16 protein-coding genes are annotated in these 19,493 nt (G+C 54.9%); 15 read left to right on the plus strand and 1 reads right to left on the minus strand.

Features of this window, described 5'->3' with window-relative positions:
- Position 1 precedes the first annotated feature (1 nt).
- From P40081_RS04865 to thrC, 8 genes are all read left to right on the plus strand, one after another.
- The gene (locus tag P40081_RS04865; RefSeq protein WP_042133732.1) at positions 2-973 is read left to right on the plus strand and encodes a nucleoside hydrolase; all 972 of its coding nucleotides are present in this window, start codon (positions 2-4) and stop codon (positions 971-973) included.
- Positions 966-1,784: an ABC transporter permease gene (locus tag P40081_RS04870; protein ID WP_039310210.1), complete on the plus strand. Its 819-nt coding sequence runs from the start codon at positions 966-968 to the stop codon at positions 1,782-1,784. Before P40081_RS04865 ends, P40081_RS04870 begins: the two co-directional genes overlap by 8 nt.
- Before the next feature lie 4 nt (positions 1,785-1,788).
- Positions 1,789-2,577, plus strand: coding sequence for an ABC transporter permease (locus P40081_RS04875; RefSeq protein ID WP_042133734.1), 789 nt, complete (start codon positions 1,789-1,791; stop codon positions 2,575-2,577).
- Positions 2,578-2,607: 30 nt separating this feature from the next.
- Positions 2,608-3,681: an ABC transporter ATP-binding protein gene (locus tag P40081_RS04880; RefSeq protein ID WP_042133735.1), complete on the plus strand. Its 1,074-nt coding sequence runs from the start codon at positions 2,608-2,610 to the stop codon at positions 3,679-3,681.
- A 22-nt stretch (positions 3,682-3,703) separates the two neighbouring features.
- Positions 3,704-5,425, plus strand: coding sequence for an adenine deaminase (locus P40081_RS04885; protein ID WP_042133737.1), 1,722 nt, complete (start codon positions 3,704-3,706; stop codon positions 5,423-5,425).
- A 936-nt stretch (positions 5,426-6,361) separates the two neighbouring features.
- Positions 6,362-6,907 carry a hypothetical protein gene (locus P40081_RS04895; protein ID WP_042133741.1) on the plus strand — a complete coding sequence of 182 codons (546 nt, stop codon included), beginning with the start codon at positions 6,362-6,364 and terminating at the stop codon, positions 6,905-6,907.
- Positions 6,908-7,001: 94 nt separating this feature from the next.
- The gene (locus P40081_RS04900; protein WP_042133743.1) at positions 7,002-7,496 is read left to right on the plus strand and encodes a CYTH domain-containing protein; all 495 of its coding nucleotides are present in this window, start codon (positions 7,002-7,004) and stop codon (positions 7,494-7,496) included.
- Positions 7,497-7,716: 220 nt separating this feature from the next.
- Entirely contained in the window at positions 7,717-9,105 is a 1,389-nt protein-coding gene (thrC, locus tag P40081_RS04905; RefSeq protein ID WP_042133745.1) for a threonine synthase, read from the plus strand.
- 442 nt (positions 9,106-9,547) lie between these two features.
- Here the strand turns inward: thrC and P40081_RS04910 are convergent, their stop codons facing one another.
- Positions 9,548-10,834 (minus strand): PucR family transcriptional regulator, encoded by a 1,287-nt coding sequence (locus P40081_RS04910; RefSeq protein WP_042133747.1) that lies wholly within the window; start codon positions 10,832-10,834, stop codon positions 9,548-9,550.
- 119 nt (positions 10,835-10,953) lie between these two features.
- Between P40081_RS04910 and P40081_RS04915 the strand changes: the two genes are divergently transcribed.
- The 7 genes from P40081_RS04915 (at position 10,954) to P40081_RS04945 (ending at position 18,963) form a co-directional block, all read left to right on the plus strand.
- The gene (locus P40081_RS04915; RefSeq protein WP_042133750.1) at positions 10,954-12,894 is read left to right on the plus strand and encodes an oxidoreductase; all 1,941 of its coding nucleotides are present in this window, start codon (positions 10,954-10,956) and stop codon (positions 12,892-12,894) included.
- Positions 12,895-12,918: 24 nt separating this feature from the next.
- Positions 12,919-13,740, plus strand: coding sequence for an acetoacetate decarboxylase family protein (locus tag P40081_RS04920; protein WP_052421673.1), 822 nt, complete (start codon positions 12,919-12,921; stop codon positions 13,738-13,740).
- A gap of 77 nt (positions 13,741-13,817) precedes the next feature.
- Positions 13,818-14,591 carry an SDR family NAD(P)-dependent oxidoreductase gene (locus tag P40081_RS04925; RefSeq protein ID WP_197074332.1) on the plus strand — a complete coding sequence of 258 codons (774 nt, stop codon included), beginning with the start codon at positions 13,818-13,820 and terminating at the stop codon, positions 14,589-14,591.
- A gap of 314 nt (positions 14,592-14,905) precedes the next feature.
- Positions 14,906-15,892: a Gfo/Idh/MocA family protein gene (locus tag P40081_RS04930; RefSeq protein ID WP_042133752.1), complete on the plus strand. Its 987-nt coding sequence runs from the start codon at positions 14,906-14,908 to the stop codon at positions 15,890-15,892.
- 55 nt (positions 15,893-15,947) lie between these two features.
- The gene (locus P40081_RS04935) at positions 15,948-16,823 is read left to right on the plus strand and encodes a radical SAM/SPASM domain-containing protein (protein WP_042133754.1); all 876 of its coding nucleotides are present in this window, start codon (positions 15,948-15,950) and stop codon (positions 16,821-16,823) included.
- Between the two features lie 101 nt (positions 16,824-16,924).
- Positions 16,925-17,599 (plus strand): response regulator transcription factor, encoded by a 675-nt coding sequence (locus P40081_RS04940; RefSeq protein ID WP_042133756.1) that lies wholly within the window; start codon positions 16,925-16,927, stop codon positions 17,597-17,599.
- Positions 17,596-18,963 carry a sensor histidine kinase gene (locus tag P40081_RS04945; RefSeq protein WP_042133757.1) on the plus strand — a complete coding sequence of 456 codons (1,368 nt, stop codon included), beginning with the start codon at positions 17,596-17,598 and terminating at the stop codon, positions 18,961-18,963. The genes P40081_RS04940 and P40081_RS04945 overlap by 4 nt, the downstream gene beginning before the upstream one ends.
- Positions 18,964-19,493: the final 530 nt, after the last annotated feature.

Consider the following 19,493-nt stretch of genomic DNA (forward strand, 5'->3'; position numbering starts at 1 on the left):
GATGACTGGACGTAAAAAAGTCATTCTCGATGTAGATACAGGGGTGGATGACGCGCTGGCAATTATGCTGGCCGTCACGAGCGGACAGTTCGATATTCTGGGGATTACCACAGTCAGCGGCAACGTTTCGCTGGATCAGGCGACCCTGAATACCTGCAAAATTCTGGAGCTGCTCGGCGTATCCGGGCAGATTCCGGTCTTTCGCGGAGCGGACAAACCGCTTGTCCGTGATACCGTGTTCGAACACCGTGTGCACGGCTCGGACGGCATCGGCGGTGCACTGCGCGACATGACGGTAACGAAGCAGGCGGAAGCAGAGCGGGCGGAGGACTTCATCATCCGCCAGGTGCTGGCGCATTCCGGTGAGGTCACGCTGATTATGACCGCGCCGCTGACCAATCTGGCGCGCGCGCTGCACAAATGTCCGGAGCTTACGCAGCATGCCGCCGAAGTGATTGTGATGGGTGGTGTGGTGCAGGGCTTCGGCAACATCACGCCGACCGCGGAATACAACATGTATGTCGATCCGGAGGCGGCCAAGCTGGTGCTGGCTGCGGGCTTCCCGCAGCTGACGCTGGTCGGGCTGGATGTAACCCGCCGGGCGCTGCTTAGCGCGGAGGATATCGCGAAGCTGCGTATTCCGGCGGTTCGCGAATATGTGGAGCAGAGTACGGCGGACTACCGTACGCGCTATTTTGAACGTAACGGTGTGCAGGCCTGTGCGCTGCATGATCCGCTGGCGGTAGGTGTGGCGCTGAACCGGGAGTTTGTTAATGTGCAGAAGTATTACGTGGACGTGGAAACCCGCAGCGAGCTATGCGACGGGCAGACGGTCTGCGATTTCCAGAACAGGCTGAACAAGCCGGCCAATGCCGGTGTCTGTCTGGAGGTGGACGCGCCGGCTTTTCTGGAGTACTTCATTAATAGCTTGAATCAAGAACCGAAGAAGGACGGGAGTCATGAGAATGAATAAAAGAGTGCTGCTTCTCCTGCTGCCGGGCCTCTTATTCCTGGCGGCCTTCATGCTGGTCCCGATCACGCTGACCATTGCCTCCACCTTTGTGCAGGACGGAAAGCTGACGCTGGAAGGGTATTTGTATTTTTTCCGCGACGGGTACTTTAACCGCATCCTGCTGACTACGCTCCGGGTAAGTGTGGTGACTACGCTGGTCTGCATGGTGCTCGGGTATCCGGCGGCTTATTATATCTCGCGGGCCAGCGCGCGTAAGAAGAGCCTTCTGCTTGCGCTGTCGATTTTTCCGCTGCTGACCAGTCCCGTTGTGCGCTCGTTCAGCTGGATGATTATTCTCGGCAAAAAAGGGCTGATCAACTCGTTCCTGGTGAACACAGGATTGATCGCGAAGCCGCTCGACATTCTGTATACGCCGACCGCGATGATGATCGGGCTGGTGCATCTGTTCCTGCCGCTGATTATTATTACGCTGCTCGGCGTGATGGAGAATCTGGACCATGAGCTGGTCCGGGCGGCGCGCAGTCTGGGTGCTTCCCCGTTTGCCGCGTTCCGCAAAATCACCTTCCCGCTGACCGTGCCGGGACTGATCATCGGCGGGATTCTGGTCTTCGTCGGCAGTCTCACGGCGTATACCACGCCGGCGCTGCTCGGCGGTAAGGAACGGGTGGTCTCCACCTTCCTGTATCAGAACGCGATGACGCTGAATGACTGGCAGGCGGCTTCGGTGATCGCGGTAATTATGATCGTTATTACATTTGTGGTGGTTGGGCTGATGAATGCCTGGGCTAACCGCCTGAATCCGAAGGGGTGAGAATATGAAGGAAGGTAACCGCATGCTGTCCCTGTACACGCTGCTGGTCTTTATTTTTCTGCTGGGTCCGCTTGTGATCATCTCCATTACTTCCTTTGAGCCGGGCACGGTCCTGAAATTCCCCCCGGAGGGCTTTTCGCTCAAGTGGTACAAGAACATCTTTGAGGTCAGCGCCTTTATGGAGACCTTCAGGACTTCCATTGTAATCTCGCTGCTCGGCAATCTGCTGGCGCTCCTGCTGGGTGTGCCTGCGGCTTACGCGCTGAGCCGTTACCGGTTCCGCGGGCGGGACACGCTGAATGCGGTATTCCTGTCGCCGGTGCTGATTCCCGGGATTGTGCTGGGCTTCACACTGCTGCGTTATCTGATTGTGGTGTATAATCTGCCGATTGTGGCGGGGCTGCTGATCGGACATACGGTGATTATGCTGCCTTTTATTATCCGGGTGATTGCTTCGAGTCTGGAGAATTTCGATTTCGCGGTAGAAGAGGCGGCGCAGAACCTGGGGGCGACCCGAGTATACACTTTCTTCAAAGTCGTGCTGCCCAACATCCGGTCAGGAATTCTGGCGGCTATTCTGATCGCTTTCCTGGAGTCGTTCAATAATGTGGATATTTCCGTGTTCATGACAGGCCCGGGGATCAGTACCCTGCCGATTCAAATGCTGACCTATGTGCAAAATTACTTCGATCCCACGATTGCCGCGATTTCGGTCATTCTGATGGTGCTCACGGCAGCGCTGATGTTCATCATCGAGCGGCTGATGGGCTTCGCCTATTTCACCAAACGATAACCTATTCAATGATAATGGGGGCCTAGAGCAATGTCACTACTCAGTCTTGAACATGTATCGGTTGCTTATGACAACCGTTTGATCTTAGAGGATTTCAACCTGTCGCTGCAAAAAGGCCAGCTGCTCTCCCTGCTCGGACCCAGCGGCTGCGGCAAAACAACCACACTGCGGCTGATCGCCGGCTTCCTGAATGCCGAGGCAGGGAATTTCATGTTCTCCGGCAAGGATTATACCAAGGTTCCGGTGGAAAAGCGGAATTTCGGCTTCGTGTTCCAGAGCTATGCGCTGTTCCCGCATCTGTCGGTGTTTGACAATGTGGCGTTCGGCCTGCGGCTGCGCAAGCTGAAGGAAGCGGAGGTCAAAAAGCGGGTGAACCGGATGCTGGAGACGGTCAGCCTGGGCGGTTTTGAATCCAGACTGCCGGGCGCCCTGTCCGGCGGTCAGCGCCAGCGGGTAGCGATTGCCCGGGCGCTTGTCATCGAGCCGGATCTGCTGCTGTTCGATGAGCCGCTGAGCAATCTCGATGCCAACCTGCGGGTCAACATGCGGGTGGAGATCCGCCGTATCCAGCAGGAGCTCGGCATCACCACCGTCTACGTCTCCCATGACCAGGAGGAATGCTTCTCGATCTCCGATCAGGTCGCCGTTATGAATAACGGCAAGATCGAGCAGCTGGATCATCCGGCGAACATCTTCAAATATCCGGCCAGTGAATTTGTGGCCCGGTTTATCGGGTTCGGGAACTTTATTGCTTTTGACGGACGGAATGATGAAGGTTCGGATATTGAGCTGAGCCGTGGTGAGCTGAAATTCCAGGCGGCTAAGCGGCCGGGCGGCGAGGGAAATACCGGGCTGCTGGGTGCGATTCGCCCTGACGATCTGCAGTTGCTTGGCGGCGGCGTGGCGGATACGGGCACAGGCATGGAGGGGAATGTTTTGACCGGTAAAGTGCAGGTCAGCACGTATCTCGGCCGCAGCTACCAGTATCAGGTAGAGACTGAGCTTGGGGTATTCACGGTCAATCAGGAGATGGAGCAGCCGTTCATTCAGGGACAGCAGGTCACGGTTTATTTTCCAAAAGAGAAGCTGGTGCTGGTGCAGTAGCGCGTCATAAGGAGCATACACGATGAATACAGATCAACTTATACTGAACGCTAAGGTCTACAACAGTTACTATAAAAGATTCGAGACGGCGAATGTGGCCGTTAAGGAAGGACGTTTTCTCTACGTAGGTCCTCTTGGTGCAGAGACGTTTGTGGCTGCCGAGATCATTGATGCTACGGGGCAGTATCTGGTGCCCGGCCTCATCGATATTCATCTGCATATTGAGAGCACGATGATTACACCGGAGACGTTCTCCTACGGTATTCTGCAGCACGGGGTAACCACGATTGTTCCCGAGCCGCATGAGATGGCCAATGTGTTCGGGGTAGAGGGCGTCCATGAGATGATCCGGGCCAGCCGGGATTGCCAGGTGGACATGTTCTATGCGATTCCGAGCTCGGTGCCGGCAACTCCGCTGGAGACTACGGGAGGCTCCATTGAGATCTCTGATATCGACGAGCTGATGGAGACGCAGCGGATGATCTGCCTGGGCGAGGTCATGAACTTTGTGGATGTGATCCGTGATCCTGAGGGGAAAAGCAACCGCATCCTCCAGCATGTCCGCAGCCGCTATCCGGGCCTGGTCATTGAAGGGCATACGCCGAAGCTGCTGGACCTCGATCTGCACCGCCTGATCTATGCGGGGATTGATTCCGATCATACCCACCAGAGTATCGAGGGGCTGACCGCACGGATCGCAGCCGGAATGTTCATCGAGATCCAGGAGAAATCGATGACACCTGAAGTCGTGGAGTATCTGATCGGTCATCCGGTCAGTGAGCATTTCTGCTTCGTGACGGATGATGTCATGACCGATTCGCTGGTGCAGACCGGCCATCTGGATCACCTGGTCCGCAAAGCCATCGCCATGGGCATGACGCCGGAGGACGCAGTCTATGCGGCTACGTTCACCCCGGCGCGGCGGATGAAGCTGGATGACCGCGGCGTAATCGCACCGAACAAAACCGCCGATTACCTCCTGCTGTCCGATCTGGACAGCTTCGCGATTGAGGCGGTGTACAAGCGGGGCTTGCAGGTCTTTGACCGCAAGCGCCCGCAGGCACAGGTCATGAGTGAGCCGCAGTTCCCGGCTCACTTCTATAAGAGTGTGCAGCTGGAGCCGCTGGCGGAGGCTGACTTCACGGTGCCTGCTGCGCTACCGGACGGCCGCTATGGCGCCCGCGTCATGATGGTCAACAACGTGTCCACGTTTACCGAGGAGAAGCATGTGGAGGCCGGAGTGAAGGACGGCCTCCTGCAGTGGGAGGAGACCGGCTGCGGTCTCATCGCGACCTTTGAGCGGTACGGCAAGAACGGCAACCGTGCCTATGGCCTGATCGGCGGAGACACGATCAAGCGCGGCGCGGTCGCGACTACGTATTCACACGACAACCACAATCTGCTGGTTGTCGGACATAATGCGGCGGACATGGTACTGGCCGCCAATACAGTGATCGCCGGGCAGGGCGGCTTCTGCGTCGCCTGCGGCGGCGAGGTGCTCGCGCTGCTGGCGCTGCCAGTCGGCGGCATCCTGACCGAAGCGCCGCTGGCCGAGACTGCGGAGCAGGTGCTGGCGCTGCGCACGGCGATGGAATCGCTGGGCTACAATCACTACAACCCGATTATGTCCATCAGCACCCATTCGCTGCCGGTCAGCCCGGCGCTGAAGATTACGGACCACGGCCTGATTGATGTTGGTGCCGGTAAGGTAGTACCGCTGCTGTTCCCGCTCGGGGATGAGTAAGGGGAGCCGGGGATTGAAGCGGGATTAGGCGTAAGAGTTGGCAGAGGGCTAGCGGGGGAGCTGGCGGAAGAGCTGGAGGAGAAGGGTGTCCCGATGGGATGCCCTTCTTTGTTATTCAGCAGTACCTCTGTATTCACCGCCTGAAGTGGGCTGTATGGAAGAATGGAAGGGATAAATCCCACTAAATCTGCTAGAAGTAGGCTGTATGGAGGAATGAAAGGGATAAATCCCACTAAATCCGCTAGAAGTGGGTTGTATGGAAGAATGAAAGGGATAAATCCCACTAAATCCGCTAGAAGTGGGTTGTATGGAGGAATGAAAGGGATAAATCCCTTTGAATCCGAGGGAAGTGGGCTGGAGAGAGGAATGAAGTTCGCCGGAAGTGGGCGTCAGGCGGGAACGAGGGGCAAAAGTGCCCCTGAATCCGCCGAAAGTGGGTTGCGGGCAGGGGTGAGGAGCAAAAGTGCCCCTGAATCTGCCGAAAGTGGGCCTTAGTGGGATCGCCGGTGGAGTGAAGCGGACTGAGATTCCGTTATCTTGTGACTTCGGGCTTAAAATGAGGGATTTCGGAACACATAGCGGAATCTCAGTCCGATTGGCCAGTGATTTCGCCTGATCTGACCAAATAACGGAATCTCATTCCTCATACTAGTCGAGGGGTGGCAAAGCCTTAGCAAGTCCCGCCGTCCCGCCAAATCCGGCAATCCCCGCCGTCCCGCTAAGCCGCAGCTCTCGCAAGCCGCAGCTCCCGCCAATCCCTCACCCATACTTTATGCTTCCGCTAACATCCACCCGCATTTGCCCAACGAGCGGTTTTGTACCTGTACACCCGGGCAAGAGCGGGTTTTAGCATACATAGCTGGCAAGCGAGGTTTTTACTGTAACCAATATTGTATATAATGGAAGCAATGCTTGATTTCGGAGGAGGTGCTTGGAGTGACGGAGACGGAACGGTTGAACGGGCCGGAGAATGTGGAGCAGCCGGGAGAGCGGGGAGGGCCTGGAAGGCGGGGGAAGCCGGAAAAGCGGAAGAAGCTTACGCTGGGCCGGGTCTTCCTGATTATTTTCCTATTGGGGCTTGCGGTTTATCACGTAGGTACGATTGTACAGATGTTCACCTCTTTCGAGGCAAGGGTGTCCAGCCGCATCAGCCTGCAGGATATCACCTCGATAGAAATTACCCGGTCTTTGCCGGAAACGGCTGATGACGTCGTGGTCACGGTGACCGATCCGGCAGAAATCGCGGGGATCATGAATGCTTTTGCCGGCGTGAAGTTAAGAAGCTCTTATGCTTCCCATGATTTCACCAGAAGCTACTGGATTCATATCGATGTGAACAAATATTACCGATTCTCGATTAGAGTGGATGACGCCAAGTATATCTCAATCGGTGACTCCTCCCGGCGAGACAAGTACAGCAGCGGATCTTTTAAAATCATCAACGATTATGACATCGGGTCGATCGACCGCCTGTTTCCGTGAGAATCCGCCGCTTCCGGTTGACTTGCGTAGGACCCGCCCCTATGATGATAAATAATATGTAACATTAGGCTCGTACACAGAGGAGAGAAACAGCATGGCTATGGAGATTGAACGCAAATTCCTGCTGCCGGAATACCCGGAGCGGCTTATTGAAGAAGGACAGCTGAAGGTGCTCACCCGGCACAGCATTGACCAGACGTATTTAGCGATTGAGGACGGGCAGGAGCTGCGGGTACGCAAAATTACCGACCTGGATACGGGCGAAGTTTCTTATACACATACGTTCAAGGATGGCAAAGGCATCAGCCGCCAGGAGATCGAATATTCCATTTCGGCAGGTTTATATAATCAGATGATCGAGGCTGTGAAAGCTGTAGCACTGGTCAAAACCCGCATCACAGGCGTATGGAACGGCACAACGGTGGAGATTGATCTCTATACTCAGCTGGAGCTTACGGTGCTGGAGGTTGAATTCGATTCGCTGGAGGAAGCGGAGAGCTTCATCGCCCCGGAATGGTTCGGCCAGGATGTCAGCACAGAGAAGAAGTACAGCAACAAAACCGTCTGGAAGCAGCTGCAGAACAAATAGTGTCCATAGGCATAATGCGGTGAATAGGATGCGTGCGAAACTTCGCTTTATTTTAAAAATAACGCCAATAATTAACGGACTTTAACGCGTAAACGTGTTACTATGTAAAGTAAAATTAAGCACCATATAAGCTGAACTTAAGAATGATGGCGAGTATTGTTATATGGTCAGTTAATATCAGCTGGTTAAATAAAGAGGGGTTCAGGAGGATGAGACGGGTATGGAGTATGTAAGCACAAGAGGCAAGGTGGAAGCAAGAGGCTTTATTGACACGGTTCTGATGGGACTGGCGGATGATGGCGGGTTGATGGTGCCTTTTCAGATTCCTAAGGTTTCCCCTGAAAAGCTTGAAGAATGGAGAAGCCTCAGCTTCCAGGAGCTGTTCCTTGAGATTTTCTCCTACTATACCAATGATGAAATTCCCTATGATGACTTGAAAGAAATGGTCTACACCAGCTACGGCAATTTCCGCGCTCCGGAAGTCACGCCGCTGCACAAAGTAAACGACTCCCTGTATGTGCTGGAGCTGTTCCACGGGCCTACGTTTGCCTTCAAGGATGTGGCGCTGCAGTTCATGGGTGAGCTGTATTCCTATATTGCCAAGGTACGGGGCGAAATTATCCATATTCTCGGCGCAACCTCGGGCGATACCGGAGCGGCTGCAATCCAGGGCGTACGCGGCAAGGAAGGCATCAAAATCTGTATTCTCCATCCGCATGGCAAGGTCAGCAAGGTGCAGGAGCTGCAAATGACGACCGTGGATGACAGCAACGTGCTGAACCTGTCCGTAGAGGGTAACTTCGACGATTGCCAGAAGATCATCAAGGAGCTGTTCGCCGACCTCGACTTCAAGGGACGGTATCACCTGCGGGCGATCAACTCGATCAACTTCGTGCGTATTCTGGCGCAGACGGTCTATTATTTCTATGCCTACCTGCAGCTTCCGGAGAGTGACAAGAAGAAGGTGAATATCAGCGTGCCTTCGGGGAACTTCGGCAATATTTTCTCAGGCTTCCTGGCGCAGAAAATGGGGCTGCCGATCCACAAGCTGATCATCGCCACCAATGAGAACAACATTCTCGAACGGTTCGTGTTAACCGGCGAATACAAACCGGGCAGCTTCACGGGCACCTACAGCCCGTCAATGGATATCCAGGTAGCAAGCAACTTCGAGCGTTATCTGTATTATTTGCTCGGTGAGGATACAGTGAAGCTGTCCGAATATATGGCTGCGTTGCAGAGTGAGGGGGCCATCACGGTTGACGGCGAACTGTTTGCCCGGGTGCAGGCCGACTTCTCGGCGCTGGGTGTCAAGAATGCGGAATGCCTTGCGACGATCAGCAAATACGAGCAGGAATCCGGCTATCTGCTGGACCCTCATACGGCCTGCGGGGTTGCGGCTTACGAGAAATTCAGCGCCCCTGGTGAGACAAGCATCGCCTTCGCGACAGCGCATCCGGCCAAGTTCGACGAGGCGATTGCCCTGACCGGCATCAAGCAGGAATTCCCGGCACAGATTGCTGCCCTGTTCGAGCTACCGCAGCATCAGGTTGTGGTCGATCATGATAAGGCGGAGATTGTGCGCCAGCTGCAGGCTTTTTACGGTTAAAAAGGTTCGGGGGTCTATACAGGTCCCCGCTCTCTGAATAGGAATAGTACAGCCCCCGCTCTCCTTCTGGAGCGGGGGCTGTTTATGTTCTGTGCTTAGTGTCTTGTAACGAATAGTGCTATAGCCGCCGCGCTGCATCAATGCTGCGGCTAGTCTCGGGGAGACTCTATATAGTTATGAAATCCGGCCAGGCAGCTTCCTGGCTGAGTAAGAGCGTGGGCGTGTGTATGAGTAAGAGGAGGGGGATGGGTAAGAGTGTGCGTGTGTATGAGTAAGGGTAAGCGCATCGCCCATCAAGCCAGCGTTAGCAGCAGAGCGCACCGCCCAGCAAACTTGCTTGGCAGCCTTCGCCGCCTGTCAAGCCAGCATTGGCAGCGCCCCGCCCATCAAGCCAGAGTTAGCAGCAGCTCCTCGCCACCCGGCCAATATACCGGGCCTTCCCTTACCGCAAAGGCAGCGCCTCCTGCTGCGCTTGCTGCTCCCGGGCCTTCTCGCAGAAATCGGCGATTTTGTAGGAAACGTAGTAGGCGAGCATTTTCTCAGAATCGCTGAAGCCGGTCTCCAGCAGTCTGCTGATCTGGTCGAGCTTGTACCGGAGGGTATTCCGGTGAATGTACAGCTCTTCGGAAGCGAGCTGCATATTGCGGTTATGCTTGAGATAGATGTAGAAGGTGTGGTACAGGCTGGACTGATGGGCGGCATCGTATTCCTTCAGCTTCCGGAGCTCCGGATGGCGGTAGCGCTGCTCCCCGCCTGACAGCACCTCTGCAGGCAGCAGCTCGTAGAGCTGGACATCGGCATAATAGGTCAATTGGCGTTCCGGGCAGAGAATCCGGCCGATCCGGATAGCGCTCTGCGCCTGAAGATAGTGCAGTCTGCACTGATTGAGACTGGAGAATATGCTGCTGATTCCCAGACTGACTCCGGTCTGGCCGAGGAATTCCTGCAGCGGCCCGAAGGCGAGCTCCCGGGAGAGGCTGCCGTTATGAATCAGCACAATCCGTCCCTCATAATAGGCGCAGGGACTGCCGGGAAATAAAAGTTGCAAGCGCTCTCTTAAATAGTCATCATAACGCCCCGGATCGACGTATCCGGTCAGATCGAACAGCAGCACAAGCAGGTCCTTCCCGAGTCTTAGGTCAGCTGACTGCAGCCGCTCCTGAAGGGTATTGCTGTCCTGCAGCTGCTGCTCCAGCAGCCCGCAGATGATATCCTCTACTTTTATATTCTTGGCGTTCCGGTAGTAGCTGCTCTTGCCCATTTCTTCGGCAAGCACGGTGGCGGTGAGGGACAGCAGTTCACTGTCTATGGGCCGAAAGGGATGTTTGCAGCCCAGGAGCAGCACATTGCCGATTGGTTTGCCGCCTACTTTTATTTTGGAGATCAGCTTGGTGTTGGAGGTTTCTTCACAGGCCACTTCGTAGGAAGCATCGCTCTGCTTGCCCCGCCGGACACTCTCCATTCTGTTCACAGCCGCAATGAAATCATAAGAGCAGTACCCTTTGCGGATGTTCTCGCTCCAGATGTAATCATCGATATCCTCACGCCCGGAATGGGCGACAATTCTGAAGCTTGCGTCAAAAACAATCACGGGATTACGCAGCAGTCCTGCAGCCGTCTGCACGATGCCGGCAAGGCCGGCCCCTGAGATGAATGCCGTGAACAAGGCTGCGGTGAAATGCTCGGTTTCGAGTCTTTTACGCTGCGGTTCATTTAAGGAAATATCCATTGGTATCGCCCCCTTATTATCATAGTGCACTGTGCACTATAAAGAAGTGATTTTTGGCGCTTGTAAATATATTCACAAAGTCTCGGCGGACTTACACTAAGGGTGGAGGTGCTGAGCAGATGAAATACGAGAAACTGTTTGCAGCAGGAAGAATAGGACGCCTTGAGCTGAAGAACCGGATTGTGATGCCTGCTATGGGCACATCACTGGCTGCGGCCAGCGGCGAAGCCTCGGATGAGATGATTGCTTACTATGAAGAACGTGCTGCAGGGGGCTGCGGTCTGATTATTACGGAAATTACCCGTGTAGACAACGAGACGGGAGTGGGCACACCCAATCAGCTGAACGCAAGCGACCTGCTGTATGTTCCCCGCCTGGAAAAGCTGGCCCGGGCTGTACACCGCCATGACAGCCGGATATTCCTACAACTCCAGCATCCGGGCCGGCAGAATCATGGCCGACTGATCGGCGGCAAGCAGATTGTCGCCCCGAGTGCAGTCATGTCCTCAGCCATCGGTGAAATGCCCCGGGAGCTGGCGACAGAGGAAGTGGAAGTGCTGGTGGGCAAATTCGTCTTCGGGGCGTACATTGCCCAGCTGGCAGGAATCGACGGGGTTGAAATTCACGGCGCCCACGGCTATCTGATCGGTCAATTTCTCAGCCCGCTGACCAATCTGCGGACCGACAAATACGGCGGAGCACTGGAAGGCCGGATGCGGTTCCTGTGCGAGATTGTGCAGGGGATCAAGAAGACCTGCGGAGCAGGCTTCCCGGTCTCTGTGCGGATTGACGGGGATGAATTCGTGCCGGGCGGGATTACGCTCGAAGAAGCGCTGCTTACCGCGCAGCAGCTGGAGAAGCTCGGTGTGGACTGCATTAATGTAAGCGCTGGCACTTATGAGTCGTCGAATACGATTATCGAGCCGATCTCCTATCCGCAGGGCTGGAAGAAGCATCTTGCCGCCGCAATGAAGCAGGCCGTGCAGATTCCGGTCATCGCCTGTGATGTGATCCGCAAACCGGATTTTGCCGAGAGTCTGCTGGAAGAAGGCAATACCGATTTCGTGGCGCTTGGCAGAGCATTGCTGGCTGATCCGCAGTGGGGCAATAAGGCTGCGGAAGGCCGGGAAGCAGAGATCAGAACCTGTATCTCCTGTCTGTATTGCATCCAGGAAGTGATGGAGTGCAAGGTGATCAAATGTGCGGTCAATGCCAGGGCAGGCCGGGAGCTGGAATTCCCTGAGCCGCAGCAGAACGGAGACGGCAGAGTCGTGGCCGTGGTCGGCGGCGGACCGGCAGGCATGGAGGCAGCCCGGGTTCTGGCGCAGCGGAAGTTCAAGCCTGTGCTGTTCGAAGCGCGCGATGTGCTGGGCGGCAGTGTGGAGCTGGGCAGCCGTCCGCCGCTGAAGGAGAAGCTGAACTGGTTCCTGGACAGCATGGAGCATCAGCTGGAACAGCTGCATGTGGATGTGCGGCTGTCAGAGAAGCCAACGCTGGAGGAGCTGCAGGCGCTTGACCCGTACGCGGTATTCGTAGCTGCCGGGGCCCGGCCAATTGTTCCGGCAATCCCCGGAGTGACTGGTGAGCATGTCAGCACAGTGGTGGATGTGCTCAGCGGGGCGGCAGTAATCAGGGATAAGCGGGCTGTGGTAATTGGATCAGGAATGACAGGTCTGGAGACGGCGGAATATCTGGCTGAACAGGGGAATCAGGTCACTGTGGTGGAGATGCAGCCGAGGGTCGGACCCGATGCCTATCTGCCGAACCTGATCGATATCGTCACCCGGCTGAAGAAGAACGGTGTACAGCTGCTGGCCTCAACGAAGCTGGTGGAGGTGCGGGAGGGTGCTGTAGTGCTGGAGAATGTATCAACGGGTGATATTTCCGTTCAGGATACCGATGCCGTAGTGCTGTCCATCGGTGTTAAGCCGGAACGCGGTTTCGTGGATGAGCTTAAGCGGGCGATGCCGCAGGTGAAGGTGCTTGGCGACGCCGCGAAGCCGGGCAGAATTGGCCAGGCCATCCAGTCCGGCTTCGAGACCGCTTATGTGCTGAAGTAATACCAATTCGAGGAGGGATCATGTATGGGGAGTTTTGTGAAAAGCCTGGCCGATATCCGGCAGTACGGAGGCAAACCGACGACCTTTTATGATGCGGAGATGCTGACGGTCTACTGGGAGACGAAGCCGGAGATTATTGAACGGCTGCTGCCGAAGCCGCTGAAGCCTGCGGGCCGGCCGCTGGTGAATGCCTTTATAGCCGATTACCCGGCAACGAATTTCTGTCCGCCTTACCGTGAAGCCGGATTGTTCGTGCTGGCCGATTACAACGGGGAGCTGGGCAACTATTGCCTGTCGATGCCGATCACCAGCGACATTGGCATGGCGATGGGCCGTGAGGTGTGCGGGCTGCCGAAGAAGATGGCGGATGTCCGCATGCAGGTAGAAGGTGACTCCATCAGCGGCTCGATCGGCCGGCAGGGGATTGATTTTTTCAGCATACACGCTCAAATGGGTGAAGTCTTCAATGATCCTGAAGCTGAAGGGATTCTGGAGCAATTCTACGGCAGGGACATCCCGCTGTACAATATCAAATATTCCAATGCGGTGGACGGAAACGGGTTCGACCTTATGCCAATCCTCGTGACCCAGCGTCTGGTCAGCGACGTCAAGGTGTATAAAGCTGCGGAAGCATCGGTTATGTTCCAGGAATCCCCGCATGATCCGTGGAGCGAGCTTGAAGTCGTTAAGATGCTGGGCGCCGTCTATACCGTCAGTACCAATGTGCTGGAGAAGGGCAGGGTGCTGGAGCCGCTACATCCGATGGAGTTCCTGCCCTACTGTTATCTCCGCTGGGACTGGTGGGAGAACAAGCTGCAGCCTCAGGCTGCGGAGAGCTCCGTATAACGGGAAACTCCGGTGCGGGATCAGAGCAGATGCATTCATTGTTATAGGCTAATCTGACAAATTTGAGGAGGATTCTGATGATCAACCTTTTTGATTTAACAGGCAAGACAGCCATTATTGCCGGTGCGTCCAGCGGAATCGGTGTGCAGTTCGCTGACATGCTGGCTGATCAGGGTGCGGATGTGGCCATTCTGGCCAGACGATACGAGAAGCTGGCAGCAGTGGCCGAAGAGCTTCGTGCCAAATATCCGGAGCGGCGGATTATCCCTGTTGAATGTGATGTGAGAAAAGAAGATGAGATTATCGCCGCAGTCTCTAAGGTGATGGAGGCTTTTGGCCAAATTGATATTCTGGTGAACAACGCCGGTGTGGTGGACTCTGTGCCGATTGATGCATTGGAGGAAGAAGCCTGGGACCGCGTCCTCGATACAGATTTGAAGGGTGTCTTCCTGATGTCGAAGCATGTCATCCGCCACATGAAGGATCGCAAATACGGCAAAATCATCAACACCGCCTCCATGCTGGGCCTCACGGCATCGGCTTCGATTCCAACCCATTCCTACAATGCGGCCAAAGGCGGAGTGATCCACCTGACCCGGGGTGTGGCGGCTACGTATGCCAAGGACGGCATTACTGTAAATGCGATCGGCCCCAGCCTGTTCCATAGCGAGATGACGGAGAACACTTTGTTCACCGAGCAGGCGCTGCGGATGTACAATGCGGTCTGTCCGATGGGCCGGCCCGGCAATCCGGGGGAGCTGAACGGGGCGGTGCTGTATTTTGCCTCGGATGCCTCCAGCTACACTACCGGTCAGACTCTGTTTGTAGACGGCGGCTGGACGATTGTATAGAAGCTGCATCGTATAGAAGCTGTATAAAAGATTGCATAAACACTGCATAAACATTGCATATTAGACGAAGCGCCTGCATTTATGCAGGTGCTTTTTTTCACAAGCGGAATCTAGCGGAATTTGTCGGAAATTACGGCTGAAAAGTGGACATACCTACCACGGAATGAGAAAATAGCAGTTATAGATCAGTATGACATGCTGAAACCCTTCTGCTGTCCTGAGTAAGGATGGGATAGGCTCGGCGGTAAATAGAAGGATATTTAATTGTGTTCGGATATATAGTCTTATATTTATAAAAAAGGACGGGATCATTCATGACAATTCGTTTCGGGGTCGTAGGCACTAACTGGATTACTGACCGCTTCGTTCAAGCCGGACTGGAGAATGAGGAATTTATCCTCACAGCCGTGTATTCCCGTACAGAGGAGAAGGGACGGGCTTTTGCCGCAAAATATGCAGGAGCTTCGATCTATACGGATCTGGAGGAGATGGTATCCGGCGCAGAGGTGGACGCGGTCTATATCGCCAGCCCCAATTCGATGCATGCGGAGCAGTCCTTAATCTGTCTGAACCATGGCAAGCATGTCATTTGCGAGAAGCCGGCTGCCTCTAACAGCACAGAGCTGAAGGCAATGATTAACGCGGCGCGCAGCAATGATGTGCTGCTGATGGAAGCGATGAAATCAACCTTTATGCCGAATTTTGGCGTAATCCGGGATAATTTATATAAGCTGGGTCAAGTGCGGCGATATTTCGCCGGTTATTGTCAATACTCATCGAGATACGATGCTTACCGCCAGGGCACGGTGCTGAACGCCTTCAATCCGGAATATTCGAACGGCTCGCTGATGGACCTGGGCATCTATTGCCTGTATCCCATGGTGGCGTTGTTCGGCAAGCCGGACTCGGTGAAGGCAGTGGGCATGATGCTCTCCTCCGGAGTGGACGGCGAAGGCAGTATGGTAATGCGTTATCCGGATATGGATGCCGTGGTCATGCATTCCAAGATCGCCGACTCTTATCTGCCGGCTGAGATTCAGGGTGAGAACGGAACGATGGTCATCGACAAGATCAATCAGCCCTACCAGGTCAAAATCCATTACCGTGACGGGACCATCGAAGAGCTTACGCTGCCGCAGGTGTTCGAGCCGATGTATTATGAGATTCAGGAGTTCATTCATCTCTTGAAGAGCGGCCAGCGGGAGAGCGGAACTAACAGTCATGCCAATTCATTGGCGGTTGCCGAGCTGATGGAGGAAGCAAGAAGCCAGATCGGCCTGCGCTACGCCTCGGATCTATAGCTGTACGGGCTGCATGGCCCGGATTAGGATGTACGATTGAAAAGGGGAGCGGAACTTGAAGACTTTCAAAAAGGTATACATCGAGATTACAAGCGTCTGCAACCTGGCCTGCAGCTTCTGTCCGCCAACCGAGCGGCAGAAGAATTTCATGAAGCTGGAGACGTTCAATACCATACTCGATGAGATTAAACCGCATAGCAATCATATCTACCTGCATGTCAAAGGCGAGCCGCTGCTCCATCCGAAGCTCGGCGAGCTGCTGGATGCAGCGCATGCCAAAGGCTTCAAGGTCAACATCACGACCAACGGCACGCTGATCCATAAGGCGGGGCCGAAGCTGCTGGGCAAGCCGGCATTGCGGCAGATGAACTTCTCGCTGCACAGCTTCGACGGCCATGCGGGCTCCGAGAACCGCGAAGGCTATGTGTCGGAGATTATCAGTTTCGTCCGGGAGATATCCGCCCAGGGCGTCATTGTCTCGTTCAGGCTGTGGAACCTGACGGAGGACAACCGGACGAATCTGGAGAAAAGCCGCAACCGCGAGACGCTGGCTCTGCTGGAGGAGGCCTTCGGGCTCGACTTCCGGATTGAAGAGAAGGTCGTCCCCGGCAGCGGGGTGAAGATTGCCCCGCGTGTCTATCTGAACCAGGATCACGAGTTCAGATGGCCGGCTCTGCACGAGCCGGAGGACGACGGCAAGGGCTTCTGCCATGCGCTGCGCAGCCAGGCGGCGGTGCTGGTGGACGGCACGGTTGTGCCGTGCTGCCTCGATGGCGAAGGGGTAATCAATCTTGGCAACATTCACGAGAAGCCGTTCTCCGAGATTGTTGAGGGTGAGCGGGCGAACAACCTGTTCTATGGCTTCTCCCGCCGGGAGGCAGTCGAGGAGCTGTGCCGCAAATGCGGGTACCGGCAGCGGTTCGGAACTTAGCGGGTTAGCGGGTGCTGGTGAATACAGGAAGCTGCCGCAGGGGAAGTTAAGCTTATTTCTGAATATCATTACAGGCCGGACAATGCGAAAAGAGGGAACGGATGCCTACTATACTTGTTGCAGACGACGATGCGAACATCCGCGAACTCGTCTGCCTATTTCTGCGTAATGATGGATACACAACAGCTGAAGCCGCGGACGGCAAGGAAGCACTGGAGGTCTATGCCAGAGAGCATGTCGATCTTGTCGTGCTCGATATTATGATGCCGGTGATGGACGGCTGGACGTTATGCAAGGAGCTTAGAAAAGCCGATCCCGATCTTCCGCTGCTGATGCTGACGGCCAGAGGCGAGACATGGGAGAAGGTGAAGGGGTTCGAGCTGGGCACGGATGATTATCTGACCAAGCCGTTCGATCCGCTGGAGCTGACGGTCCGCGTCAGGGCGCTGCTCAAACGGTACCGGATTGGCAGCGCACAGATGATCCGGATCGGCAACACTACACTTGACCGGCAGACTTACAAGGTGATCAGCGGGACGGAATCGCTGTCGCTGCCGCTCAAGGAGTTCGAACTGCTGTACAAGCTTGCCGGGACACCCGGACAAGTCTATACGCGTGAGCAGCTGATCGATCAGATCTGGGGAATTGATTATCCCGGGGATGACCGGACGGTAGATGTGCATATCAAGAGGCTGCGGGAACGGTTTACGGCTACACCTGATTTTCGCATCGAGACTGTGCGCGGGCTGGGCTACCGGCTTGAGGTTACCGAATGATCAAATCCTTATATACCCGGGTTGTCCTGACCTTCCTGGTCTCCGTAATCGGGGGGACGGTTATTTCCTTTTTTGTGGCTACATGGCTGTTCAGAGATAAATTAAACGAGAATCTGCAGCTCCCCCTGCTGCGCTTCGGACAGGATATTGTGCGGATCTATGACGCCTTCCCGCTGAGTGAGGCAGATGCGTTCGTACATGGAATGCAACAACTTGAATCCTACCATATCCGGATTTATGAACAGACGGGCCAGTTTCAGTCTTTCGGTGAGCTTAACGGAAATAAGCCGGCTAGAGTGACTATGGAGCAAGTGAGGCAAGTATTGGCCGGGGACATTGTTCAAGTCAATCCGAGCAGGGTATCCACTATTCTTCTGGGGCTGCCGCTCCCTACGGATGCAGGAACGAAAGCGCTGTTTGTAGAATCCACCGGTCCCCCGTCCACCCCTTTTTTGCTGAAATGGCTTCTGAACTTTTCGCTCTATTCGCTAGGATCAGGAAGTCTTGTGATTCTGGTGGCTGCTATGTTCCTCGTCCGGCCGATCAAAAAGCTGACCACCGCGACCCGGCGGATCGCAGCCGGAGACTTCAATGTGAAGCTGAATATTAAGCAGAAGGGTGAGCTTGGTACTTTGGCGCGCAGCTTCGAAGAGATGATGCGTGATCTGCAGCAGCTGGAGCAGATGCGCAGGGAATTCGTCACCAATGTGTCGCATGAGGTTCAGTCACCGCTGACCTCCATATCCGGGTATGCGCTGGCGCTTAAGCAGATGAATATCCCGGAGGGCGAGCGGAACCGTTATCTGGATATTATCATCAGCGAAGCGGAGCGGATGTCCAAGATGAGCGACAGTCTGCTGAAGCTGAGTCTGCTTGAATCGCAGTCACAGCAGCTCCAGCTCACCACGTTCAGCCTGGATGAACAGATCAGACGGGTGATCGTGGCACTCCAGCCGCAATGGTCGGCCCGCAGCATCAGCTTCGAGCTTCATCTGAAGGCCGTCCGGCTGACGGCTGACCATGATCAATTCAATCAGGTGTGGACGAATCTGCTTGGGAACAGCATCAAATTCTCCAGGGATGGCGGTGTGATCAGCGTCAGTATTAAGCAAGATTATAAGAACGTGACCGTGCGGATATCCGACACGGGCATCGGGATCTTGCCTGAGGACCAGAAGCGGATCTTCGAACGGTTCTTCAAGGCCGACCGTTCCCACAGCCGCCAGTATAACGGAAGCGGTATGGGACTGGCCATTGTTAAGCAAATCGTCTTGCTCCATCAAGGTGATATCCGGGTGGAGAGTGAGCCGGGACGGGGCGCGAGCTTCATTGTCACCCTGCCGGTATCTGCACCGGCGGATTAGTCTGTTCATGCTGAGGCAACCTGCTCAAGCTTTGGCTTGTGCAGGTTGCCTCAGCTTTTTTTCATTGACTGGAAAATCATGCTACTCGTCTATTGTGGATAATATGTGCATAATATTGTGGATAAGTTACATTGGAATTTGGAGCAGGAACTGTCTGTAGAGGACGAATTAGTGCTTGTGACCGGAATCCCACTGATTCCGCCGAAAGTGGGCGACATGGGTAAATTAAAGGGATAAATCCCTCTGGTTCCGCCGTAAGTGGGCAGTATGGGGAAATCAAAGGGATAAATCCCTCTAAATTCGCCGAAAGTGGGCGGCAAGAGGAAATTAAAGGGATAAATCCCTCTGAATCCGCCGAAAGTGAGTGGCATGGGGAAATTAAAGGGATAAATCCCTCTAAATCCACCGAAAGTGGGCGGCACGGGGAAATTAAAGGGATAAATCCCTCTAAATCCGCCGAAAGTGAGCGGCATGGGGAAATTAAAGGGATAAATCCCTCTGATTCCGCCGAAAGTGGGCGACATGGAGAA

It is taken from the genome of Paenibacillus sp. FSL P4-0081, from assembly GCF_000758565.1.
GTDB classification, from domain to species: Bacteria; Bacillota; Bacilli; order Paenibacillales; family Paenibacillaceae; genus Paenibacillus_AQ; species Paenibacillus_AQ phytohabitans.